Below are 24,055 nucleotides of genomic sequence, written 5' to 3'. Positions count from 1 at the left end.
CTGTAATGTAATGAACTACCAAGCTGCTATTTTTGATATGGATGGTTTGCTCCTTGATACTGAGCGCGTCTGTATGCGTATTTTCCAAGAAGCATGTGAAGTCCAAAACCTTCCGTTTTATGAAGATGTTTATCTCTCGATCATTGGTCGCAATGCGGCAGGTATTGAAGCAATTTTCCGCAAAGCCTACGGTGAGAACCTAGACCGCCTGCATCATGAATGGCGTACTCGTTACAATGCTGTCGTCAAACACCAAGCCATCCCAGTGAAAAATGGTGTTGTTGAGCTGCTAGAATGGCTGAAAGCACAAGGCTTACCAATCGCAGTAGCGACTTCTACGGCAAAAGAGGTGGCGAAAATCAAACTGGAATTAGCGGGTTTGAGTAAGTACTTCGACAACCTCACCACAGGCTGCGAGGTAAACCACGGTAAACCCGATCCAGAAATCTATTTGCTGGCAGCGAATCGTCTGGATGTAGAACCAAGCCAATGTTTAGCCTTTGAAGATTCCAATAACGGTGTTCGCGCAGCCGTGGCAGCGAATATGGTTACTTATCAGATTCCGGATTTAGTTGAACCTTGCGAAGAGGTAAAACAATTTGGTCATTCCATCGTGCCGTCATTACATGAAGCGTTAGATGCGTTGAAGCAAAATCGCTAAACGTAAACTGCCGCTCTAACTGTTAAAGCTCAGCAATTTGGCTGAGCTTTTTTATACTTGAGTCTCTCCCCTCACCTTCTCTAATCTACTTCTAATAAATGCCAAGATACTGCTCCAAAGGCTTAATAAGATAGACCTTATCTCTGTACGGAGCGTATTCCTTTCTTTTTTGATTTACCTCACGCCATCGCATGAAATAGGGCCTATGAGTGATCAAATAGTGGAACTAACCAGTACAACTTTGCAACAAAACGTCAATATACCGCTTGAAGCACGTTTTTCGAGTGAAAATTGGCTGATAATGAGAACTATTGGATGAGATTAATCCAAATCAGCCCAAAATATAAAATGGAGAGTGTTATATGTCTTTACGTTTATTAGCAGCAACCTTCGCATTAGTAGGAATGAGCTTTGGTGCCCAAGCCAGTGCCGAGTGTGAAGTGTCCCTAGATGCTAACGATATGATGCAGTTTTCTACTAAAACACTGAGCGTTCCAGCCACTTGTAAAGAAGTAAAACTGACGCTAAACCACACAGGTAAAATGCCTGCACAATCAATGGGTCACAACGTCGTTATCGCAGATACCGCTAATCTACAAGCAGTAGGTACGGACGGCATGGCAGCAGGTGCAGAAAACAATTACGTGAAGCCAAATGACGACCGTGTATACGCTCACACAAAAGTGATTGGCGGCGGTGAAAGCACCAGCATTACTTTCAGCACTGAAAAAATGAAAGCTGGCGGCGACTACTCATTCTTCTGCTCGTTCCCTGGTCACTGGGCGATCATGCAGGGTAAATTTGAGTTCAAATAAGAGCTAACTAAGTCAAAACAAGACTCACTATAGGGAAGCCATCGCTTCCCTTTTTATTGCACGTTAGTTAAGCACGTCGATGGATAATCTCATCCAAAGGTACAGGCCTTGCTAAGTAAAATCCTTGAACTTTATCAACCCCACTTGACCGCACAAAGTCATAGTCAGACTGCGTTTCCACCCCTTCCGCTACGACCTCGCAATTTGCAATATGTCCTAACTTAGCAACCAATCGATACAGTTGACGTCCACGATGATCGTTAGCGTCCAATAGCAGCGATCTGTCTAGCTTAATCTTGTTAAATGGATACTTGAACAAATGAGGAAACGATGCGTAGCCCGTACCAAAATCATCCATTGTGATACGAACTCCCATACTCTGTAGAGCTTTCATGGTGTTAGTTAAAGAAACTTCATTGTCTAATACGGCTTCTTCAGTAATTTCAATTTCAAGCCATTCAGCCGGGATTCCAAAATAGACCAACCTGCCTTGTAAATGCTGAACAAAATCCACTTGTTGAATGGTAGCAACAGAAACATTAATGGCCACTCTTCGCTGATCAGATAATCCCATTTCCTTCATATCCGACAACACCTTTTCGAGAACTAGTTTATCGAGCAGTGGCATAGCATCTAACCGGTGAAAATCTTCAATAAACGTTGGTGAAAGTAAGTTTCCATCTTCATCTTTATATCGAATAAGCGCTTCGTAAGAATACTGTTCCGCATCCTTTGTTGAATGCTGCTTTTGATAAAACATCACCAACTCGCCTTCACGAAGAATGGAAGTTAAACGCTTCTGCGCGGATGACTTGCTGATACTCGATGTGTTCGCATCTTTCACACTACTGAGTAGTGATTTAAATAGGGATTGTTCTAAACCATTGTAAGTATTACTTACCCCAAGCTGCCCCACATATTTGCCTGCATAGGCTAGATAAAAAGGTCGATAAATTAGTACACCAATCGCAATCACCACCAGTTGAAGTATCGCCCCCTGGACCTGATGCCCCATTGCAACATAACCACTCAACAGAGGCGGTGTCATCCAGTTCACAATATTTTCAACAGGCGCAATTAAGCCGGAAGCAATTGCGCAGTAGGTGATGATAAAACTTACCAGCGGCACTAATACAAATGGGACGACCAGAATAGGATTAAAGATGATAGGCAACCCAAATAGCAGCACTTCATTGATGTTGAACATCACCAATGGTGCTGCCGCTAACGCCAGTAAAATATGATTGCGCTCTTTAGCGAACAATAACAGACACAGGAGTAAACTGATGCTATTCCCTGACCCGCCCATGGATAAAAATGCGTCGTAAAAACCTTGGCTAATGACGTTAAGCGACGCTTCGCCTGTTTGCCAAGCAGCCATGTTGGCTTCGGTCGCAGCGTATATTTGCTGCTTGATGGAAAACAACATGTTGTGACCATTAATGCCCGCCGCTCCTAATAAGCTCAAGATGGATTGATAAAATAATCCTCCTGTGAACGTCAGCGGATCAAAGTTAAGTCCAGCCACTGTTGTAGTAAAAGCATCCATCACCGCTGCGGTGAGATGAGATAAGCTAACCGCAAATAAAACGAATACGAAAAAATGTAAGACATCTTTAAAAAGACGAGAAGAGAAGTCCATTGCTTGAGGATCAAGCAGCTCAATTCGGAAACTTTTACAATAAACGTATGACACCGTTGCACTAAAGAGTGCTAATAACGGGTTATTCGGCAACATGTAATTACTAGAAAGGCTGTCATTCTCTATTGAAATTAAATAGAACATGACCAACGAATAAATGATGATAATCGCGCTCGACACATTCACTTTATGCGATAAATAGTAACCAGCCACAATGCAAAACGCTGTGGGATATAAGTTGATTAAAATATCAGAAAGATGGAACAATAACTGAGAAACCTCTGACACCCCTAGGATTCTAGAAGCGTGACCAAGAAAGATGGCAAGTGCGTTAGATAGCGTCAGCGGTAACAGCAATAAGGCAATAGATGCGAGATCAGTAAGATAAGATTTAGATCCAAGTCGCCATTTATCTGTAAATACCGTTAGACGATGAAAGGGATCAAATACGCGTTCACGACGAGTGTGCATGGTGAGTTCTTATATTAAGTAATAATCATCGGCTGCGAAATAGGCAGCCGTAAATGCAACGGCCAGACTCAGTAACGTATTATTTGGTGGATAATTTTTAGTGTTTCTATTGGCTAAAACAATAGTTTGAATTGCCAGTCACAGCGCAAAGATGTCGCAAGTGCAATTTAACGATTATATACCCCTTGATCCAATGAGATTATTATCCTTAACGATAAAAGCCATACCAAACATCTCGATATGGCTATCGTTAAAACTGATGTATATACCCTAATGACTTCAAGAAGGAGGCTTCGGTGACACGCCCTTAACGGGCGAGTTGATTTGGCTCACATACACTGTGAACGATTTTTGATTTAGCACGAGTAGAACTTCAAGTCGTTGTCTCGTCTGTAAAAAAATCATTCAATCCCGTGTAGCTCTTTCCAGTTTCCTGGATGAACCACATAGCCGAACAGGGCATGCCCACCATAAACCAGCTCGGTTCCTTCCGGGATCCACAGCATCTGACCTGGGTGCACAAAATGTGTCTCACCGTTTGCGGTCAGCTCAAAACAGCCTTCAATCACAAAAATAACCTCATCATAAAGCACCGTCCAAGCCACTTGAGCGCCTTCCCATTTAGCAAAGCCTACGCCAATGTTTGGTGAAATTTCCGGGCTTAACGCTCGGGCTACGTACGCCATTCCCGGCGTATCACCACGAACATTAAAATCGAGGTTTTTACTATCAACGAGTTTGACTTGCTTCATAATTCACTCCGGCTTTGCCATTTTGCTAATTGGATACGCGTTTTTACTCCCATGCCTAAAAAAGGCTCTGGCGGATTCAAACAAGGCATTCCTGTCACTTGCTGTATGTCATCCAATGATTTAGATGTCGCACCAACGACATAGTCAGCTAACAGCGTTCCAGAAATGGTTCCCCACGCAGCACCAACACCATTGTCACAAGCGCTGGCATAAACACCTTCATCTAATTGACCAAAAAAGTTAGTAAAGTTACGAGAGATGGCATACACCCCACCCCATGTGTGAGTAAATGTTACGTCGGCCAGCTCGGGGTAACGCGCCAAAAAGACTTGACGATGATCGTCTCGGATTTGCTCTCTGACTTTATCGTTCATGCTTGAGCCATATTTCGGCACGTGTTTGTAAGTATTTCGGATCAAAATACGTCGATCGGCGGTCATACGTAACGTCGTTCCCGCATGATCTGCTGGAGTTAAACCCCAATTCAGCTCACCTCCGTATCGTTGCATTTCTGCGTCGGTCAATGGACGCGTCCAGCTTGCAAACGTCATCACTGGCAGTAATCTGTTTTTAAGGTAACCAAACTCACGAGTAAAAATGCTGGTGCCAAGTAACAGTTCAGTGGTTTCAACAGAACCACTATCTCCATGTAATACCCAGTAACCGTTTTCTTTACTGAGTTTGCGGATTGGCGAGTTTTCTAACACCTCGACGTTCTCTGGAAGGCTTTCCCCTAGCCCACGCACCAGAGCAGCAGGTTGCATTAAATAGCCGCCCGGCGTGTAAATTGCGCGGCTGTAGTAATTTGTCCCTAAGACTTTCGCCAGCTCACTGCCATTAACATGGAAGTATGGTTCGCCAAGGTCTTTCATTAGGTGCTCAAAGTGATCGAGATACGCTTCACCGCGCGCCCCTACGGCTCCTTGATATTTGCCCTTTGCTGACCACTGACAAGAAATACTGTGCTTCGACACTAAAGTGTCTAGCTGAGCAATCGCAGAACGGTTGAGCGATAATAACTTTTGTTTGTGCTCAGGATCGGGATGCTCAAGTGAAAACTTATGAGGCAAATCGATCACAAAGCCCGAATTTCTCCCTGACGCCCCTTGGCCGATACGTTGCGCATCAATCAGTATAATTCGTGCGTTAGGCTGAAGCTCAGCTAAACGTCTTGCCATAGCTAGTCCAGCGAAACCGGCACCTAGCACGGCATAGTCAGCAGTTTGTTTACCTTTTAACGCTGGTTTTTCTGCAATACTTGGCAACGCATGGTACCAACCACATGTTGCATCATCATTGGGTAAATGAATCATCTTCTTTCTCCGTTACGCTGCTGACAGTTTCAATGACAATTGATCTAGCCAAGGACCTCGTAATGACTGTACTTTTCTTCCTAGCAACGCAAAGCCAAGCATCGTTCCCTCAGGAGAATAAAACGCAGCGGTCAATTCATCTGCCTGACTCTCGATATACCATTGTCCCAGTTCGTTCGGGGCAACCGGGAAAATAGTGAGTGGAAGAATCGGCGTTTTTACAATCACAGGAGTTGGCGTTAACGAGATTGACGCGACATCGCCTAGCAAGCTTTTCGCTACGGAAGGAATCATTTGATTAATCGGCGCAATATACGGCTGCCAACCTTGCTCGGTTTCAACACAGTCGCCTAGCGAGTAAATACTCTCATCACTCGTCTGGCCGAATTGATTCACTTTAATGCCGCGGCCCACTTCGAGCCCTGCTTGCTCAGCCAGCGATACATTTGGCTTGAGCCCAACCGCGCTTAGCACTAGGTCTGCTTCAATCTGCTTGCCACTGTTTAGATGCAAAACCGCGCTTGATTCGGACCTTGGCTCGATTCTGGCGATACTGTCTTGTAGAGCCCATTGCACGCCTCGATCGGCAAGTGCACTTTGTAATGATTCACCCAACTGTTGCGGGATCAAACGCTCCATTGGCCATTGACCTAACCCGATAACTGTCACTTCATAACCGCTTTCGATCAGGTCATTCGCGAACTCACAGCCAATTAAGCCATCACCTAGGATTGCGATGCGCTTTTTGTTCTGTAGCTGAATTCTGAAACGGCGGTAATCAACTAAGTCGTTCACACTCATAACACAAGAGCGATCACCCTCAATTGGGATTTCAATCGGTGATGCACCTGTTGCCAGTACCAAGCGACTGTAGGCGTATTTACCGATGGAGGTATGTAGCGTTGAATTGGCACGATCGATATGTTCAACGCGGGTATGCGGGTAAACGCGGATATTGAGACGGCTTTCCCACTCCAACGCGCTTTCACTTTGTAGCGCGTCGCCGTCTTTATTCATGACCAGTGCATTAGACAAGGCAGGCTTGCTGTACAGTGCGCCATCATCAGCGGTAAAGACAGTGATCGGAACCGTTTCAGATTGCGCTCTAAGTGCCGCTGCCAACTGGTAACCACTGTGGCCACTACCGATGACAACGATAGGGTCAGCTGAAAATATAGGCTGAGTGACTTCAGATGGAAGTGGCTGAGCCGCATTTGGCTGAACAGACGATCCTACCGACACCGAAGACACTGCCGCGACCTCTTCTACTGGCGCATCGTCGGTGATTTCGATCATTTCAAAATCGGCCTTACCCACTAAACAGTCGGGGCATAACCAATCATCCGGCACATCTTCCCATGCTGTTCCTGGTGCAATGCCATCGGATGGCCAACCTTGTGCTTCATCATAGATTAAGCCGCAAATAATACAGAGCCACTTTCTCATCACTTTTACTCCAACTACCTTGTTCAGAATTTCCGTGTTTACAAACCACTGTCAGATTTGTAGCGATTCCATCAACCTCGCCCTAGCTTGTGGTCTGAAATCCAAGCCGGTGCGAGGTGATGAAAATCAAGTTACACAGTAGCTATACGTTGCTGTCTTGCTGCAAACGAATGGCAATATTGCGTGTCTGGACATAGCTATAAATCGCTTCTTGTCCTTTTTCTCGCCCAAAACCGGACAAGCCCACGCCACCAAATGGTGTTTCGATACCACCAGCAAACCATTCATTGATGAACACTTGCCCACCACGCAGTTGCTGCGCCACACGCAATGTCTGGTTTAGGCTTTCACCAAAGACACCAGCAACCAGGCCAAAATCGGTGCCATTCGCAATTTCAACGGCCTCTTGCTCGGTTTCAAACGGTGTAATTACCAGTACAGGGCCAAACACTTCTTCTTGAGCAATACGCATATCTGGTGAGGCTTCAATCACCGTTGGTGCCACAAAGTAACCCGATAAATCAGGTGCGTAGCCACCCGTTAGGATATTTGCGCCGTCGGCTTTTGCTTGTTCTATGATTTCAAGCACGCGTGCTTGTTGATCAGCAGATACCAACGGTGTGATGTCCGGCTGGCTTTCGCCTAGGCCAATAGTTAGGCTTTTTGCCATTTCCACTACTGCCGCTTTTACTTCTTCATAACGCTCTTTTTGAATCAGCAAACGAGACATTGCCGAACACACTTGACCAGCGTTAAAGAAAATACCGACCTGAACGCTTTTCAAAAGTGTTTCGAGGTTCGCATCTTTCAGCGCGATAGCAGCCGATTTACCACCCAGCTCCATCACCGATGGAGTAGCGCGTTGCGCTGAATCTTGCAGGATGCGTTGGCCAGTTGGAACGGAACCCGTAAAGACAATTTGATCGACCTCTTGGTGCTGCACCAAATGACTGCCAACGACTGAGCCTTTGCCACATAGCAAGTTAATCGTGCCTTTTGGGAAGCCCGCTTTTTCAATCGCTTTAATCAACAACGTCATGGCAAGTGGAGAAATCTCTGGCGATTTGATCACCACTGCGTTACCTGCGGCTAATGCAGGTGCCAATGAACGTGCACAAATAGAGACAGGGAAATTCCACGGCACAATCTGCACTGACACGCCAAACGGCACATATTGAGTGAAGTCGACATAGTCTTTACCCAACGGAATTGACGTGCCTTCCAGCTTGTCGGCCATGCCAGCGTAGTATTCGAAGTAACGTGCCGACTCTAAAAACTCATCTTTGGCATCTTGCAAAGATTTCCCATTTTCACGACAGGCAACTAACCCACCTTCATCAACCATTTCACGAATAGCTGCGGCGGCTTTTAACATCCACTCGGTTCTGACGGCTGGACGAACGTCCGAAAGAAGGCCTTGATTGACTACTCGACGTGCCGCTGCCATTGCGCGATCTGCATCGGTGATAGTGGCTTCTGCAACCGTCGCATACGCTTCGGCTGTACCAGGGTTCATGACGGTCAGCGCTTGCTCTGAATCGCACCACTCACCATCAATATAATTAAGGTAATGCATCATATTACTGCTCCAGGGCCGCTTTCACTTGCTTTGCCAACCAGGTTTGGAAGAAATGCGTCGGAACATCCATTTCTGGTGAGAACACACCACCACCAAAGCCAGGTGAGTAACGACCTTCCTGCATGCCCTCGACCGCTCCAATATCTTCGCCGAATACGACTCGCCATGACTCAACGGTAGCAGTACGGCACGCAGCGAACTCATCTTTCGTTGCTTCATCACCCACATAGAAAACACGTAGGTGCTCAACACTCTTATTCGCAGTGATTGGTTCAATCATCATCGCAAAGGCATGATCGGCTTGAATACCAAGCAACACGTTTGGAAAGAGTGCAACATATTCTGCATGACGCAGTTTATCTTCTGGCCAGCTTGGAAATTTAGGTAAGTGTGTTCCTGCAGTATCAGAGAGGTTGTATGCGAGACTACCTTGGCCAGCAAAACGCTCTGCAAACATGATGTTGTAGTGATCCTCTAGGCGAGAATAACTGTTCAAACTCGGATGCACCCAAGGTAAGTGGTAAGCTTCACAGTAGTTTTCTACGGCAAGCTTCCAGTTACTTTTCACTTCTATCTCTAAGTTGCCACCCATGTTCACGCGGCGAAGAAGCCCTAATCCTTCTTCACCTAAGAATTGCTGCCAACGTTGCTCTAGCGGCGCGATATGCTCTTCAAAGCTTTCTGCATTGCCCGATAAGTTGACGAATACCATGTCCATCCAAACGGCTGAACGAAGTGGCTTAAGGCCATGTTTTTCACACTTAAATCGATCATCTTTGTGTTTTGCGATACCACCGATGTGTGGTGTGCCTTTTAGATTGCCGTCAAGATCGTACGTCCATGAATGGTAAGGACAGCGAATCATGCCTTGAACTTCGCCTGCCTCATGCACCAGCTTCATACCACGATGACTACATACGTTGTGGAAGACTTGGACTTCACCTTGACGATTTCTCATCATGAGTAGTGGAAGATTCATGAAATCAAGTGGCATCACATAGCCATTTTTAAGCAGGTCTGATGCAAAACCAATGCATACCCAAGTGTTACCAAACACCTGATCACGCTCAAAGGTAAAATACTCTTCGCTGGTGTAGGCCTGATTCGGCATTCCTGTTGCTTCACTGATTGGGTTCAGTACATTATCAACAAGTTCAACAGGAATAATGGTTTGGTTGACATTGCTCATATTCTTATCTCCGAGAGTCGAGTTGCATCCAGTGCGTACAACATCGTGTTGTGTTAGTGGAGATGATTTTGATTAACAACCCAGCAACAAACAAACGACTTTTTCGCCGGGTTTGGATGAGTTTTTGTCATTCATGCATTGATCTCAAACAACAAAACAACCTTTTAATTAACAAGGTTCTTCTTGTCATGATTAATACTCATTAACCGATGAGTATTAATCAGTTGAAACACAAAAGCCCTCTCTCTACTCTCTTTCAAAAATTAACAATAACGCAACAAACAATAACGCTAAAACAAAAGCACTGTGAGGGATGCCTATGAGAGCAACATCTGGGATATTGAAAGGACTCAATCCGACTGTGACTATCGCATCAAAGATCGTCGTTATCGGTTTTGTACTTTTCTGCGCCATTCTCGCCAACCAAGCGGGCCAATACTTCGAAACGATTTCCGGCATTTTGCTGCAGAATATGAAGTGGTTTTACATCGGACTTGTTTCACTCGTTGTCGGTTTTCTTCTTTATCTTATGGTTAGTCGATATGGACATATTCGTTTGAGTAAAGATGACGAAAAACCAGAGTTTAGTTATTTGTCTTGGGTATCCATGCTTTTTTCCGGAGGCATGGGGATAGGCTTAATTTTCTGGTCGGTCGCCGAACCGATGTGGCATTACGCTGACAACCCATTTACTCAAGGCCTGACCAATGAAGCCGCAACAACATCAATGAAACTGACATTCTTTCACTGGGGTCTACATCCTTGGTCTGTCTTTATCATTGTTGCACTCGCATTAGCCTACTTTTCCTACCGTAAAGATCTGCCTTTTACCCTACGCTCTATCTTGTACCCTTTGATTGGCGATCGTATTTATGGGCCTATCGGGCACACGGTTGATATCCTAACAGTCGCGGTGACTGCTTTCGGTATCTCTCAAACCTTGGGGATGGGAGTTATCCAAATAAACTCTGGTTTGAATCAAGCCTTTGGTCTAGACATTAGTTTGGGGATTCAACTCTTTATTATCGTTTCCCTTTGTACTTGTGCGGTTGCGTCGGTGCTATCTGGTGTAGGGAAAGGTATTCGCCGTTTATCAGAATGGAACATGCTGCTTTCACTCGCACTCGTGCTGGTCGTACTTTATATTGGCCCAACTCGCTATATCTTAAATACGCTACTTGAAAGCACGGGGCTTTATGCACAAAACATTGTCGGTATGAGCTTATGGAGCGATGCACAGAATGACTCTGGCTGGCAAAACTGGTGGACGGCTTATTACTGGCCTTGGTGGATGACTTGGGCACCTTTCGTTGGCATGTTTGTAGCTCGTATCTCTAAAGGGCGCACAATACGTGAGCTTATCGGCGGTGCTCTCATCGTACCCACGCTGATCACGTTTTTATGGATTTCAGTATTTGGTGGCGCAGCGTTGAAGGTAGAGCAAGACGCTCGTGTTGCTCATCAAGAGCAAGTTACTGCGGCACAAGAAGCCAAACAAACACCACCTGCAGATTTTTCTGGCGGCCCGATTCTTGAAGCGACTAAAGCTGATACGACACGCGCTTTGTTTACGCTATTCGACAACCTAGATACAGGTATGTTTGGTAAACTACTTAGCGTACTTGCGTGTCTATTGCTCGGTACTTATTTCATTACCTCAGCTGACTCGGGTACCCTAGTTCTATGTACCCTCGATGCCGCCGGGCACAGTGAGCCTCCTACGTCTATACGGGTACTATGGGGGATCATGATCGCTGCCATTGCGGGAGTGCTTCTATACGCCGGAGGGTTAAAAGCAATGCAAACGGCCTCCATTATTGCCGGTTTCCCTATCGCTATTTTTATCGCGGTAATGAGCTTAACGCTGTTCCATAGTATTCGACGCGAACCTAAGCCATGGGCAATGCTTCCAGAGCATGTTCACCCAGAGCAAGAGAAACTTGATGGTCCTGTTGAACCGCTTGTTGAAAGCAAAACTGTGGCTTCCGAGCCTATCGCTTCAACATCCTCGCTGAAAGATGATTCCACACTCAATCAAGGACCAGCACTCACTTAGTGCGTCATTTCATCCAATCAATTCAAACAAAGCGGGAACTGATATTCCCGCTTTTTAACATGACCAAACTCTGTTATTTTCTCTGCTTATTGATTTAGGCTAAGCCTCGATCACCCACCTCATCTGGCAACTGATGCAAAAGCCATTCTCTAAAACGTTTGACGCTTGCTGGGATTAAACCTCTATTTTTAGGTTCAAGCATAGAAAAATTGGAAGGTGTTGAAAGAACATGCTCGACTGGCCTAACCAAAGCGCCGCTTTGTAAATAGTCGTCCACTAATGAGCCCCAGGCTAACGCGATGCCCTGACCATTAATAGCCGCTTGTAACAGCATTGGATAGTTATTAATGTTCATGCGATTACGAGGCGAAATATTTGGCAATCCAACACTCGCAAACCACTGCTCCCAATTCACCCAATCTCTTTGAGACTCTTCCAGATAGAGTAACGTTTTATTGAAGATTTCTTCTGGCTCACTAGGCTGGCCTATTTTCTCTAAATAAAGCGGGCTACACACAGGGAATACTTCTTCTGAAAATAGCGTTGTCACATCCATTTCCGCAGGTGGAGTGCGACAATAAAACAAGGCGATATCGCAATCTAATCGGCGTAAGTCCAACACATTATCTGAGGCCAAAATCCTTATATCGATGTCATCATGTTCATTTTGAAATTGAGCGACCTTAGGCAACAACCACAAAGCGGCCATTGCGTTTGTCGTCGCAACCGTGATCTTTTGTTCGCCCTGCCATTTCTTCACTTCACCCGTGATTTGAGCAATATCGAGCAAAGATTGGCTGACAGCTTGATAATATTGAAGACCTGTAGGCGTTAAATTAATACTTCGATTGGCTCGCGTGAACATAGCCTTGCCTAAGTATTCTTCTAATTGTCTAATTTGGCGACTGATAGCACCTTGGGTCACGTTTAGCTCGTCAGCGGCTAACGTAAAACTCAAATGCCGCGCCGACGCTTCAAACGCAACGAGGCTATTTAAAGGTGGGAGGGGTTTGATTTTCATGTATCTTCCAGTAAGGCAGTATTGTAATTATTTTTATTCCCGGCAATCTTATGTTGCACGTGGATAATGCCATTCTGGACAACACCTCAAAAACGACAATTTATAAATGATAAAAAATAGAGATGAATCATAAATTGTTGTGAGAGAGGCAACCGTATACAGTTTCGTGGCTACAACGAGCACAAAAAGAGGAGCAAACGCTCCCTTTTTAGTTGTCAGCATGTAGATGTTCTATGCCCGCTTTAATCATTAAGGTGGTATACCCTCAACGACTGCTGCATACCTGAAACATGATCACCTAAATACTCAACCGTCATTGGAACGTTGACCAACAGAGTAAAACTGGAGTCACTGAACCTTCCATCAGCATCACTCTCCAAATGAACAAAAAACGCAGGCTTATCCGCAATCAATGTAATTTGGCTTCCTTCAATAGAGACATCAATATTGGCTTTTGCCATAGGCAAAGTTTTCAGCTCGTGAGTGCAAAACCATGTGTTGCTTATTCTGTCTTCACCGATTTGCGCTTCAACATAGAGGAAGCCTGACGTAAGTTCATCCTTCTCGATCAATTCATCCAATTGCCACAAAATCGTATTGCTGTCTGCTATGACCGTTTGTTCTAAGCTCCAACATTGCTTTTCTTCCCCTTGCCAATCTACCCACTTGAGCAGTGCGTTGACGCTTGCGGGCTCTTTGGCATCATTGAGCAAATGCAGGCTCAACTTGCCTGTATGCTCGGAAAATACCAAATACTGCGGCGCAAAAAAGCGTTTTGCATGGTAGTGCAACTGCTTCCAACGACCACTGTATTCCAAGCTAGACCAAGAACTGACAGGCCAGTTGTCGTTGAGTTGCCAGTACAGCATGCCGCGACAAACTGGAGAAATGGCACGCCAATGATCGCACGCAGTTTTGATCGCGATTGCCTGCTGAACTTGGCTTAAATACAGCATGTTCTCGAATCCAGAGGGAAAACGGAAATAACGCGTGAACATCTCTGTGATGATACTGTTACCACGAGGATTCTTCTGATGTTGTTCAAAGGTTAGGGACGTGATATTCCAATCTTGCTCCGGGACAAACTGCTTAACTTCTGCAAAAGACGGCCAAGATTGAAAACCAAACTCAGAGCAAAAACGAGGATTCACGTCAAGGTAGGCATTGAATGATTTTCCTGAGTGCCAAACGTCCCAAAAGTGCATATCGCCTTTACTATCATCATGCCACGCGTCACCGAAATCCAGTTCACCATTACACGGGGAACTTGGCCAGAAACGACGAACGCTATCTTGTTCGGTAATCACCTGCTCAATCATGCGGTTGAGGCGATCGTAGTTAACCGTGTATTTGACTTTATTGTGCTTAGATTCTTCGTACCAACCAATAGCTCCAATCACTTCATTATCACCACACCAAAGTGCTATTGATGGGTGCTCCTTAAGTCTCGGAATTTGGTATCGAAGCTCATCTTCGACCTCTTTTAAGAAGTCATTATCAGATGGGTACAGTGAACATGCGAACATCATGTCTTGCCACACTAACAAGCCGAGCTCATCACACAGATTGTAAAAGCTCTCGCTCTCGTACTGACCTCCACCCCACACACGTATCATATTCATGTTAGCATCAACCGCACTTTGCAAAAGGTTGCGATAACGTGTTTCGCATTCTCGCCCCGGCATTGCGTCAACAGGGATCCAGTTGGCACCTTTGGCATTAATTGGTACGCCATTAACGATAAACTCCATCGCAGAGCCATGTTCATCAGCTTGGTTATTTAGGGTTAACTGACGCAAACCAACGTTGCGCGTTAACTTTTGCTCTCTGCAAGAAATGGTAATGGGGTAAAGATAAGCTTCGCCATAACCTGATGGCCACCAGCGTTGAGGCTCCGAAATGTGGAACTGGCAGTGATAGTGGCCACTTCCTTTTGTTTGAATACATTGACGCTCACCATTAAATTCAACAATCAGTTCATGGCGTTGACTGTCCGTTTCCACTTCAACTACTACATCAAGAAACACACTCTCATCGGCTTGCCATTGCTGCTCTGTCGAGAAGCCTTTGAGCCAAAGCTCATTCACAATGTCGATTTGAATGGGGTCGTAAATACCCGATACCATCAAGCAAATGCCCCAGTCCCATCCGGAATGACATTGCGTTTTTCGGATCAAATTCATGTGCGGAATTTGATTATTTCCCATTGCGGAAGGGATTGGGAAAGGCAATTTTTTGGCGCGTTCCACACCTTCTATATCGACTCTTGCGAATTGAACAAGAACAGTATTTATGCCCTGTTTTAAATAAGGTTTGATATCAACTCGTTGTTGAGTAAACATGTTGCTGCAAGTTAGTGCTAACTCACCATTAATATAGAAGGTTGCCAAGGTATCGACACGAGTTAGCGTCATCCAAACTTGCTTGACAGACAACGTAAACGCATCAACTTCAAACTCACGCGAGATATGCCACTCACACTCTTCAATCCAACGAACTTTGTTTTCATTATCGGCAAAATAAGGATCCGGAATGCGCTCTGCTTGTAAAAGCGCCGAAATATTATCGCCCGGAATAGACATTGGAATTTCAATATCGGGACGCTGTGGCGAGGTAAGTAACCACGGTCCATTAAGTTCGAAGTGAGCCATTGAGTAAACCTCAGTTTGGAGAAGAAACATGTTTGCTCAATGTAATCCTGAGTAATCCATGCAAAAACAAGGGAAATGTTATTTACATACGAAATGCGGTGCACTTCACGTAAAAACACTTTCCTTTGATCTCTACCCAAAAATCAGTAACTTGGCTAACCTGTTAAAAATTAATCGAAATCTAAGGTTATATTTGCAACTTCGACATGTTAACATCATCGGCTTTTTGAACATCCTCACACTTTTCGTCGAAACGATGTGAGGGGAAATGCACGGCTTCATAGCCCTAAAAAGCGAAGTAATTATGTCAAATATGACGAATGCCGCCTCCCACACAGCGCCTATTCAGGATGCTGACTATTCTGCTATTCATCCCCCATCTCTGCTCAAGCGCCTCGAACTCACCAATCCTGTCTTTTGGTTAAGTGGTAGCTTCCTCACTCTATTCGTTTTACTTGCTCTAACGAATACCGACTCTCTAACCGCAATGGTTAACACCGGCTTCGGCTTTGCTACTAAATATTTCGGAGCTTACTGGCAAGTACTGCTTCTTCTGAATTTCCTAATTGGTTTGGCTCTTGCGTTTGGTCGCACTGGTTATGTGCGTCTAGGTGGTCTAGCGAAACCTGATATTGATAACTTTAAATGGTTGTCAATTGTACTCTGTACCTTACTTGCAGGTGGTGGTGTGTTCTGGGCCGCTGCTGAGCCTATCGCGCACTTTGTGACTGCTCCGCCTTTATACGGTGAAGCTTCACCGAAAACTGCCGCAATCAATGCTCTATCTCAGTCTTTTATGCACTGGGGCTTCTTAGCTTGGGCGATCCTTGGTGGTTTATCTTCCATTGTCTTAATGCACTTGCATTACGATAAAGGCCTGCCTCTTAAGCCGCGTACTCTGCTTTACCCTGTGTTTGGCGATAAAGCCATTAAAGGCTGGATTGGTGATGTTGCTGACGCATGTAGCATTATTGCCGTAGCAGCAGGAACAATCGGCCCTATCGGCTTCTTAGGTTTACAAATTAGCTACGCGCTAAACTCATTGTTTGGCCTGCCAGATACGTTCGTAACGCAAAGCATGGTTATCATGGCAGCGATCCTGATGTATACCCTTTCCGCACTAAGCGGTTTGAGCAAAGGTATTCAAATCGTCAGTCGTTACAACATTATTTTGTCTGTGCTGTTAATTGGTTACATCCTGTTCTTTGGACCGACAAGTTTTATTGTTGATGGCTACGTACAAGGCGTTGGTCGCATGGTAGATAACTTCTTCCCAATGGCGCTTTACCGTGGTGATACGGGCTGGCTAAGCTGGTGGACAGTATTCTTCTGGGGTTGGTTTATCGGTTATGGCCCAATGATGGCGATCTTTATTGCTCGTATCTCTCGTGGTCGTACAATTCGCCAGCTGATCATGTCTATTAGCATCGCAGCACCGCTGATTACTTGCTTCTGGTTTAGTATTGTTGGCGGCAGTGGCCTTGCGTTTGAGCTTGATAACCCTGGCTTGATTTCATCTGCGTTTGAAGGCTTTAACTTGCCTGCAGCACTGCTAGCGATTACCGGTGAATTACCTTACCCAATGATCATTTCGGTTCTGTTCCTGATCTTAACGACAACATTTATCGTGACGACAGGTGACTCGATGACTTACACAATCAGTGTGGTAATGACGGGCTCTACGGAACCAAACGCAGTGATTCGCTCATTCTGGGGCTTGATGATGGGTATTGTCGCTATTGCGCTTATCTCAATGGGCTCTGGTGGTATTTCTGCATTGCAGTCTTTCATTGTAATTACCGCCGTACCTGTGTCTTTCATTTTGCTGCCAAGCATTTGGAAAGCGCCTGGCATAGCAAGTAAAATGGCAAAAGAGCAAGGCCTCGTTTAAACCGCCTCTCTAACCAATATGCGAAAAAGAGCCCTTCATTGGGCTCTTTTTAATTCTGCACTCTATCCTACGCTATCAATGCGAATCATCACTGCATCTGGACGCCAATACTCGAATTCGCAGTCCATTAATTTGCCATCTTGTTTGTAGTTTACTCGACGAATTTTCAGAACTGGCTGTCCTTCAGCCAAGTTCAACGCTTTAGCGACATGAGCAGGTGCTGACGTTGGAATCACATCAAAACGAGAGCGCTTTGTCTCGTAGCCATACGTCTCACGATAAATACCCGTCAGTGACATGATGAGGTTCTCGGACAATATACCTTCAAACAGTGCTGATTTGAGTATATTTTCAACAAACAATACCGCTCGCCCATCAATAAAACGTAACCGTTCAATCACATAAATTGGGGTAATTCTCTCAACCTCTAACGATTTTGCATACTCACCTGCGGCCATTTCACTTCGCACGTTGAGTAACTTGGTTTCTGCAATACGATGCTGCTCTCGAATCATCTGATGGAAGTGAGAACGAGACAACGGGTTGTAACAGATCCGCTCTGGAGATACGTACCAGCCACGACGCTCTTCTCGGTAGATCAGGCCTTCTGTTTCTAAAGACACCAATGCATCTTTGATAGTGATTCGAGTCGTAGAAAATAGCTCACTGAGCTCCCTTTCTGATGGCAGCTTTTGCCCTTCCGACATGATGCCGGAAAGAATCTGCTGCTTTAAGCTGCTTCTAATTTTTCCTAATTGGGTACCAAATTGGCTGGTGCCTGTCGCTCTCATTCTGATCTAGTCCAACGATAATTTGATGAACAACATAAGGCGTGTGCGTAACAAAAATATGACATTAATCAACAGAACACATACCGAGCGTATGAAATATAAGTGCCATAGAAATTAATAAAAACTGTCAAATTACTTGCTCTAAATCGTCACATTCCATCCATAGCATACAAAGCGAACTTACTGACCTACTCCAGAAGGATGGAGACAATGAAAACTTTGCTAAGTCGTTCAATTACTGCACCAGCGGCAATCATCGCGGTAACGCTCGCAGCACCAACAGTAGCGAAAGAAGCCGATATTGAGTCATTGGTTACCGCAGCACAAAAAGAAGGGGCGGTTTACAGTGTAGGTATGCCTGACAGTTGGGCGAACTGGAAAGACACTTGGGCTGATTTAAAGTCAAACTACAACCTTAAGCACCAAGACACAGATATGAGCTCGGCTCAAGAAATCGCAAAATTCGAAGCTGAGAAGAACAACGCGACCGCAGACATTGGTGACGTAGGCTTTGCCTTCGCACGTGTAGCGGTTAAAAAAGGCGTCACTCAGCCATATAAACCAACAACTTGGAATGACATTCCAGATTGGGCAAAAGACGAAGATGGTCATTGGGCACTTGCTTACACTGGCACTATTTCTTTTATCTCCAACAATAACCTCGTAAAAGACGCGCCAAAAACGTGGGATGACCTATTAAAAGGCGACTACAAAGTGACCGTAGGTGACGTCGGCGTAGCAGCACAGGCAAACAACGCAGTTCTCGCCGCAGCGTTCGCCAACGGTGGGGACGAATCCAACCTCAAGCCTGCGCTCAAATTCTTTTCTGAACTCGCGAAGCAAGGTCGTCTTTCATTTACCGATCCGAACATCGCCAACTTAGAAAAAGGCGAAGTTGAAGTGGCGATCATGTGGGACTTCAATGCGTTGAACTATCGCGACAAAATTGACCGCGACCGCTTTACAGTGAGCATTCCTCAAGATGGCTCTGTGATTTCTGGTTATACAACCATAATCAATAAATATGCGAAGAACCCTAATGCAGCAAAGCTTGCTCGTGAGTACATCTTCAGCGATCAAGGGCAAATCAACTTAGCAGAAGGTTATGCGCGTCCAATCCGCACCAACATCACACTGCCTCAAGCAGTGCAAGACAAGCTAATTGCTAACGACCAATACAGCAATGTTCACCCAGTGACTGACTTCTCAGCTTGGGAAAAGTCCGCGCGTAAGCTGCCACGTCAATGGCAAGAAAGTGTCTTAATCCACCAGCAATAAGAGTAAGTCGTTATGAGCAATAAGGTCATCCTTGTTGTTCTAGATGGACTGAACTATCAGGTAGCCCGTGATTGCATGGGCTACCTCAATGGTCTTCTAGAACAAAGTCGTTCCCAACAAGAAACTCGCGCAACGCTTTATCCTGTGCAATGTGAGCTGCCCTCTATGTCTCGCCCACTTTATGAGTGCATTTTAACGGGCGTTCGCCCTGTAGAAAGCGGCATCGTAAACAACAATATCGTTCGTCTATCCAAACACGATTCCATTTTCAGTTTGGCAAAAGCCCAAGGCAAAGTGACCGCTGCGGCTGCCTACCACTGGGTAAGTGAGCTTTATAATCGCGCGCCATTTGAACCTGTTCGCGATCGTTTCACGCATGATGAAACTCTGAATATCCAGCACGGCTGCTTTTACCATTGGGATCATTATCCTGATGAAGCCTTGTTCCTGGACGCAGAGTATTTACGTCGAAACTATCAACCTGATTTCTTACTGATCCACCCGATGAATATCGACGATACAGGACATAAGTTTGGCCTAGACTCTCGCCAATACCGCAATTGTGCGCGAGGTGCAGACATTATTCTTTCCAACTACATCGAACAATGGCTTGCTGATGGGTATCAAATCATTGTGACCAGCGATCATGGCATGAACAACGATCTTTCTCACGGTGGGATTTTACCTGAAGAGCGAGAAGTTCCTCTGTTTGTCATTGGCGATAAGTTTACCCATCAGGATTGTCATATTAAGCAAACTGATATTTGTGGCACCGTTTGTCAATTGCTAAACCTTGACCACACGAAGCCATACACTCAGGAATTGTTAGCACTATGAGCAGTTCTGTCCTCTCCCCAAGCTCTAGCGAATCACGCTCAAATTTGGCAAGTACTTGGTTAAAGCGCTTTAAGCCAGCCATTTGGTTAGTGCCTTTCGCGCTGTTTTTCTACCTATTTCAACTCGCACCGATGATTTGGGTACTGTTAAACAGCTTTATCTACGATAGCGAGTTTGCCTTAGATAACTACATTGAAGTGCTCGACTCCGCCTTTATGATGCAGGCGTTTGGCAACAGCTTGTGGTTAGCTGTGTGGTCGAGCATTTTTGGCTTAGCCATTGCGACTTTGTTGGTCTCTTCTCTACGCAGAGTCGATTCTAAAGTCCGCGACGGTGTGATTGCGTTTACGAACATGAGCAGCAACTTTGCAGGCGTACCTCTGTCATTCGCTTTTATTATTATTTTGGGCACCAATGGAGCGATTACCCTTTTGCTCAAGCAGTATGGCTTACTCGGTGATTTCGACCTTTATGGTAAATGGGGCCTGCTGGCCATTTACATCTACTTCCAAATCCCGCTGGCGATGTTGTTGCTCTACCCTGCGTTCGACGCGTTGAGTGATGATTGGCAAGCCGCTGCTGCGCTACTGGGAGCCAAAACATCACAGTATTGGGCGAAAATCGCGCTGCCAGTGCTCTCACCAGCCTTGTTCGGTACCTTTATTATCTTAATAGCCAACGCGATTGGCGCATATGCTAGTGTTTATGCGTTGACCTCCGGTAACTATAACGTCATCACAATTCGAATCGCGAGTCTGGTATCGGGAGATCTGTTCCTTGAACCTAATCTTGCCGCTGCGATTTCAGTGATTCTAATGGCGTTACTTGCCTTTATCACAGTGATTAACCAATGGCTCATTTCGAAAAGCTATGCAGGTAGGAAGTAGTCATGCACAACGTTAATACTCGATTCCATAAAACGGTGGTTTATTCCATTGTTGGGATCATGCTCATCCCGATTTTAGCGACCTTTGTCTATTCGCTTTCATCACGCTGGGGCGCCACGGTGCTTCCGGATGGTTTCACTTTTGATTGGTACGTTAAATTGCTGACCGACCCACGTTTTTTGCAAGCGTTTGGGCGTTCGTTGTTTATTTGTATTGCTTCGCTAACCCTCAGTGTGCTTCTGGTTCTGCCAGCGATATTCGTGGTGTTTTACTACTTCCCGAAGCTCGATAAGCTCATGAACGTACTAATTTTGCTACCATTCGCTGTACCACCAGTGGTGTCATCCGTCGGCTTGCTTCAACTTTATGCTGACAGTGAAATATCTCTTATCGGTACCCCTTGGATTTTAATAGGCACTTATTTCACCATCGCGTTACCGTTCATGTATCGTGCGATTTCCAATAGCTTCGAAGCAATTAACCTTAATGATTTAATGGACGCGGCACACTTGCTAGGGGCAAGCACAACCAAAGCGTTTTTGGTGGTCATTTTACCTAACCTCAAAAAAGGGCTGATGGCATCGCTTTTCCTTTCATTTTCATTTCTATTGGGAGAGTTTGTGTTCGCCAATATTTTGGTCGGCACACGTTATGAAACCTTGCAAATCTACTTGTATAACATGCGTCAGACAAGCGGCCACTTCACGTCTGCCTTAGTGATGACCTACTTCCTATTTATTTTTTTCCTGACTTGGTTGGCAAGTCGTTTCAGCCGAGGAGTCAAACAATGAGCTACGTCACTGCGAAAAATCTGACTAAACGTTTTGGTGATAACACCGTATTTGAGGACATTCACTTTAACATCGAGCAAGGTGAATTCATTACGCTTTTGGGCCCTAGCGGTTGTGGTAAATCGACGCTACTTCGCAGCCTTGCAGGGCTTAACCCTGTCGATGGCGGCGAGATTTGGGTAAACGGAGAAGATATCACGCATCAAGTCCCGCAAGAGCGTGGTATTGGGATGGTCTTTCAATCGTATGCGCTGTTTCCCAATATGACCGTTGAAGGCAACATTGCATTTGGCTTAAAAATGAAAAAGCTTGCGAATGATGATATTCGACGTGAAGTAGCTAAAGTCATCAAACTGGTGGATCTGGCAGGTAAAGAAAAACACTATCCACATCAACTTTCTGGCGGTCAGCGCCAGCGTGTCGCACTCGCTCGAGCGTTGGTGGTGAAACCTCGCATATTATTGCTTGATGAGCCACTTTCTGCTCTTGATGCCAAAATCCGCAAACATCTTCGTCAGCAAATCCGAGATATTCAGAAAGAAATGAATCTCACCACTATCTTCGTAACTCATGACCAAGAAGAGGCGATGATTATGTCTGATCGTATCTTCCTAATGAGTAAAGGGGAAATTGTTCAAGCAGGAACACCTGAAGAAATTTATACTCATCCTGCTAACGAGTTTGTGGCCGGTTTCATGGGACACTACAACCTTGTAGAGGCCAATAAAGCCAAGCAACTATTCAACATTGATACCGAATGGAAAGTAGCGATTCGCCCAGAGTCTATATATGTAAAAGAGCAAGGTCGTCAATATGAAAGCCACATCTCAGCGCCACAAGTAGGTACGATCACCAACCACCAACTTCTTGGTAATGTTATTCGCTATCAAGTGAACGTTGAAGAGTGTGAGCTCACTGTGGACTTGCTTAACCGCTCTTCAGAACGCTTACTAGCGAATGGCAGCCAACTAGAGCTACTCTTTAACCTAAACGAAATTCAACCAGTGAGAGCCTAAACATGTCCAAACCTTTGTATGTTTTTGATATGGATGAAACCCTAATAAACGCTGACTGCGCAATGATTTGGAACGAGTTTATGGTTGAGAGAGGCATCGCGACTGATCCTTTATTTATTAAGGAAGATCAGCGTCTAATGGCCTTGTACTCTGAAGGCAAAATGGACATGGAAGATTACCTAGCGTTCTCCATGAAGCCACTAGAAAACATGCCGATTGAAGAAGTAAACGCCTTGGTTGAAGAATGTGTTGAAAGCCATATTCTGGCTAAACAGTTTCCTCAAGCCAAAACCCTGATTGAGCAACTGTCTCGTGATGGTATAGATATGGTTATCATCTCTGCCAGCGTCACTTTTTTGGTGGAAGCCGTTGGTCGCCGTCTTAATATTCCAACCGCACTCGGCATCGATTTAATCGAGAAAGACAACCGTTATACTGCTGAAATCGACGGTGTCCCTAGTTATCGTGAAGGTAAAGTCACGCGCTTAAAACAGTGGCTAGAAAATCAGCCTGAGCCTTATTCTGAAATCCATTTCTATACCGATTCAATCAACGATTTGCCTTTATGTGAATACGCAGATTACACCTACCTGGTAAATCCATGCCCACAACTAAAAGAACACGCGAATCGATCAAATTGGACGCTATTACATTGGAATTAGCCTTCAGTCTTTATAGCAATAAAGGGCAGCTAACTGCTGCTCTTTTCCTTTAATTGCCTGGTTATACGTGAACTCAAATTTGAGACCATCGAAAAACAAACACACCAGTAACAAAATGGCATAAGCCATGTCGAATTATTAAAAATAATGAAGATTTAGCAGTGTGATATGACAAGATTTATATAACCAAAATGGATAAAGAAAGGGCCATCTATATCTCATGATGTATTCAAATTCGACAGTCAAGCATTCCAGGAACAATAGAACAACATATTCACAATCCAGACTAACGATAATGAAAACATT

Annotated in this window: 19 protein-coding genes and 1 pseudogene; 10 read left to right on the top strand and 10 right to left on the bottom strand. The window is 45.0% G+C overall.

What is annotated here, in order from left to right; translation table 11 throughout:
- Nucleotides 1–10: 10 nt before the first annotated feature.
- Entirely contained in the window at nt 11–661 is a 651-nt protein-coding gene (locus OO778_RS22350) for an HAD family phosphatase (RefSeq protein ID WP_005392456.1), read from the top strand.
- Between the two features lie 362 nt (nt 662–1,023).
- Nucleotides 1,024–1,476, top strand: a complete 453-nt coding sequence (azu, locus tag OO778_RS22345; RefSeq protein ID WP_005392455.1) for an azurin — start codon at nt 1,024–1,026, stop codon at nt 1,474–1,476.
- 67 nt (nt 1,477–1,543) lie between these two features.
- On the opposite strand, the gene OO778_RS22340 is transcribed toward azu, so the two are convergent.
- The 7 genes and pseudogenes from OO778_RS22340 to OO778_RS22310 form a co-directional block, all read right to left on the bottom strand.
- Nucleotides 1,544–3,589: an EAL domain-containing protein gene (locus OO778_RS22340; RefSeq protein WP_264911742.1), complete on the bottom strand. Its 2,046-nt coding sequence runs from the start codon at nt 3,587–3,589 to the stop codon at nt 1,544–1,546.
- 401 nt (nt 3,590–3,990) lie between these two features.
- Nucleotides 3,991–4,341, bottom strand: coding sequence for an ethanolamine utilization protein EutQ (locus OO778_RS22335; RefSeq protein ID WP_025768531.1), 351 nt, complete (start codon nt 4,339–4,341; stop codon nt 3,991–3,993).
- Nucleotides 4,338–5,654, bottom strand: a complete 1,317-nt coding sequence (locus OO778_RS22330) for an FAD-binding oxidoreductase (protein WP_264911739.1) — start codon at nt 5,652–5,654, stop codon at nt 4,338–4,340. The genes OO778_RS22335 and OO778_RS22330 overlap by 4 nt, the downstream gene beginning before the upstream one ends.
- A gap of 12 nt (nt 5,655–5,666) precedes the next feature.
- Complete coding sequence (locus tag OO778_RS22325) at nt 5,667–6,950, bottom strand: FAD-dependent oxidoreductase (RefSeq protein WP_264912827.1); 1,284 nt, start codon at nt 6,948–6,950, stop codon at nt 5,667–5,669.
- Nucleotides 6,939–7,100, bottom strand: a pseudogene (locus OO778_RS22320) (rubredoxin); the annotation flags it as partial. The gene OO778_RS22325 and the pseudogene OO778_RS22320, both read right to left, overlap by 12 nt.
- A 142-nt stretch (nt 7,101–7,242) precedes the next feature.
- Nucleotides 7,243–8,679, bottom strand: coding sequence for an aldehyde dehydrogenase family protein (locus OO778_RS22315; RefSeq protein WP_264911738.1), 1,437 nt, complete (start codon nt 8,677–8,679; stop codon nt 7,243–7,245).
- Between the two features lies 1 nt (nt 8,680).
- Complete coding sequence (locus OO778_RS22310; protein WP_053307899.1) at nt 8,681–9,868, bottom strand: aromatic ring-hydroxylating dioxygenase subunit alpha; 1,188 nt, start codon at nt 9,866–9,868, stop codon at nt 8,681–8,683.
- A gap of 319 nt (nt 9,869–10,187) precedes the next feature.
- Here OO778_RS22310 and OO778_RS22305 point away from each other — a divergent pair, with 319 nt between their 5' ends.
- Nucleotides 10,188–11,924, top strand: a complete 1,737-nt coding sequence (locus OO778_RS22305) for a BCCT family transporter (RefSeq protein WP_074189837.1) — start codon at nt 10,188–10,190, stop codon at nt 11,922–11,924.
- A gap of 94 nt (nt 11,925–12,018) precedes the next feature.
- Here the strand turns inward: OO778_RS22305 and OO778_RS22300 are convergent, their stop codons facing one another.
- Both OO778_RS22300 and OO778_RS22295 read right to left on the bottom strand, forming a co-directional pair.
- Nucleotides 12,019–12,945: a LysR substrate-binding domain-containing protein gene (locus OO778_RS22300; RefSeq protein ID WP_005392445.1), complete on the bottom strand. Its 927-nt coding sequence runs from the start codon at nt 12,943–12,945 to the stop codon at nt 12,019–12,021.
- Between the two features lie 242 nt (nt 12,946–13,187).
- On the bottom strand, nt 13,188–15,596 hold the full coding sequence (locus tag OO778_RS22295; protein ID WP_264911734.1) for a glycoside hydrolase family 2 protein: 2,409 nt from the start codon (nt 15,594–15,596) through the stop codon (nt 13,188–13,190).
- Between the two features lie 304 nt (nt 15,597–15,900).
- Here OO778_RS22295 and OO778_RS22290 point away from each other — a divergent pair, with 304 nt between their 5' ends.
- A complete protein-coding gene (locus OO778_RS22290; protein ID WP_005392697.1) occupies nt 15,901–17,487 on the top strand; it encodes a BCCT family transporter in 1,587 nt (528 codons plus the stop codon).
- Between the two features lie 62 nt (nt 17,488–17,549).
- Here OO778_RS22290 and OO778_RS22285 read toward each other — a convergent pair whose 3' ends face one another.
- Nucleotides 17,550–18,278 carry a UTRA domain-containing protein gene (locus OO778_RS22285; RefSeq protein ID WP_264911733.1) on the bottom strand — a complete coding sequence of 243 codons (729 nt, stop codon included), beginning with the start codon at nt 18,276–18,278 and terminating at the stop codon, nt 17,550–17,552.
- Nucleotides 18,279–18,488: 210 nt separating this feature from the next.
- Between OO778_RS22285 and OO778_RS22280 the strand changes: the two genes are divergently transcribed.
- The 6 genes from OO778_RS22280 to OO778_RS22255 are packed head-to-tail and all read left to right on the top strand — an operon-like array spanning nt 18,489 to nt 23,749.
- Nucleotides 18,489–19,556, top strand: coding sequence for an ABC transporter substrate-binding protein (locus tag OO778_RS22280; protein WP_074189835.1), 1,068 nt, complete (start codon nt 18,489–18,491; stop codon nt 19,554–19,556).
- Nucleotides 19,557–19,568: 12 nt separating this feature from the next.
- Complete coding sequence (locus OO778_RS22275) at nt 19,569–20,393, top strand: alkaline phosphatase family protein (protein WP_046873802.1); 825 nt, start codon at nt 19,569–19,571, stop codon at nt 20,391–20,393.
- Nucleotides 20,390–21,280, top strand: a complete 891-nt coding sequence (locus tag OO778_RS22270) for an ABC transporter permease subunit (RefSeq protein WP_074189834.1) — start codon at nt 20,390–20,392, stop codon at nt 21,278–21,280. The genes OO778_RS22275 and OO778_RS22270 overlap by 4 nt, the downstream gene beginning before the upstream one ends.
- Before the next feature lie 2 nt (nt 21,281–21,282).
- Complete coding sequence (locus OO778_RS22265) at nt 21,283–22,071, top strand: ABC transporter permease (protein ID WP_264911731.1); 789 nt, start codon at nt 21,283–21,285, stop codon at nt 22,069–22,071.
- The gene (locus OO778_RS22260) at nt 22,068–23,087 is read left to right on the top strand and encodes an ABC transporter ATP-binding protein (RefSeq protein WP_258615106.1); all 1,020 of its coding nucleotides are present in this window, start codon (nt 22,068–22,070) and stop codon (nt 23,085–23,087) included. Before OO778_RS22265 ends, OO778_RS22260 begins: the two co-directional genes overlap by 4 nt.
- A 2-nt stretch (nt 23,088–23,089) precedes the next feature.
- Complete coding sequence (locus tag OO778_RS22255) at nt 23,090–23,749, top strand: HAD family hydrolase (RefSeq protein ID WP_074189831.1); 660 nt, start codon at nt 23,090–23,092, stop codon at nt 23,747–23,749.
- The last annotated feature ends 306 nt before the right edge of the window (nt 23,750–24,055 follow it).

The sequence above is a fragment of the Vibrio sp. STUT-A16 genome (assembly GCF_026000495.1).
Lineage (GTDB): Bacteria > Pseudomonadota > Gammaproteobacteria > Enterobacterales > Vibrionaceae > Vibrio > Vibrio diabolicus.
This window is presented reverse-complemented; position numbering and strand designations above follow the sequence as displayed.

Excerpts from the sequence above, each read along its gene's own strand:
- OO778_RS22340 (WP_264911742.1), bottom strand. The coding sequence starts at position 3,589 with ATGCACACTCGTCGTGAACGCGTATTTGATCCCTTTCATCGTCTAACG.
- OO778_RS22300 (WP_005392445.1), bottom strand. The coding sequence starts at position 12,945 with ATGAAAATCAAACCCCTCCCACCTTTAAATAGCCTCGTTGCGTTTGAA.
- azu (WP_005392455.1), top strand. The coding sequence starts at position 1,024 with ATGTCTTTACGTTTATTAGCAGCAACCTTCGCATTAGTAGGAATGAGC.
- OO778_RS22325 (WP_264912827.1), bottom strand. The coding sequence starts at position 6,950 with ATGATCGAAATCACCGACGATGCGCCAGTAGAAGAGGTCGCGGCAGTG.
- OO778_RS22350 (WP_005392456.1), top strand. The coding sequence starts at position 11 with ATGAACTACCAAGCTGCTATTTTTGATATGGATGGTTTGCTCCTTGAT.
- OO778_RS22280 (WP_074189835.1), top strand. The coding sequence starts at position 18,489 with ATGAAAACTTTGCTAAGTCGTTCAATTACTGCACCAGCGGCAATCATC.
- OO778_RS22265 (WP_264911731.1), top strand. The coding sequence starts at position 21,283 with ATGCACAACGTTAATACTCGATTCCATAAAACGGTGGTTTATTCCATT.
- OO778_RS22260 (WP_258615106.1), top strand. The coding sequence starts at position 22,068 with ATGAGCTACGTCACTGCGAAAAATCTGACTAAACGTTTTGGTGATAAC.
- OO778_RS22270 (WP_074189834.1), top strand. The coding sequence starts at position 20,390 with ATGAGCAGTTCTGTCCTCTCCCCAAGCTCTAGCGAATCACGCTCAAAT.
- OO778_RS22255 (WP_074189831.1), top strand. The coding sequence starts at position 23,090 with ATGTCCAAACCTTTGTATGTTTTTGATATGGATGAAACCCTAATAAAC.
- OO778_RS22310 (WP_053307899.1), bottom strand. The coding sequence starts at position 9,868 with ATGAGCAATGTCAACCAAACCATTATTCCTGTTGAACTTGTTGATAAT.
- OO778_RS22295 (WP_264911734.1), bottom strand. The coding sequence starts at position 15,596 with ATGGCTCACTTCGAACTTAATGGACCGTGGTTACTTACCTCGCCACAG.
- OO778_RS22335 (WP_025768531.1), bottom strand. The coding sequence starts at position 4,341 with ATGAAGCAAGTCAAACTCGTTGATAGTAAAAACCTCGATTTTAATGTT.
- OO778_RS22315 (WP_264911738.1), bottom strand. The coding sequence starts at position 8,679 with ATGATGCATTACCTTAATTATATTGATGGTGAGTGGTGCGATTCAGAG.
- OO778_RS22290 (WP_005392697.1), top strand. The coding sequence starts at position 15,901 with ATGTCAAATATGACGAATGCCGCCTCCCACACAGCGCCTATTCAGGAT.
- OO778_RS22330 (WP_264911739.1), bottom strand. The coding sequence starts at position 5,654 with ATGATTCATTTACCCAATGATGATGCAACATGTGGTTGGTACCATGCG.
- OO778_RS22305 (WP_074189837.1), top strand. The coding sequence starts at position 10,188 with ATGAGAGCAACATCTGGGATATTGAAAGGACTCAATCCGACTGTGACT.
- OO778_RS22275 (WP_046873802.1), top strand. The coding sequence starts at position 19,569 with ATGAGCAATAAGGTCATCCTTGTTGTTCTAGATGGACTGAACTATCAG.
- OO778_RS22285 (WP_264911733.1), bottom strand. The coding sequence starts at position 18,278 with ATGAGAGCGACAGGCACCAGCCAATTTGGTACCCAATTAGGAAAAATT.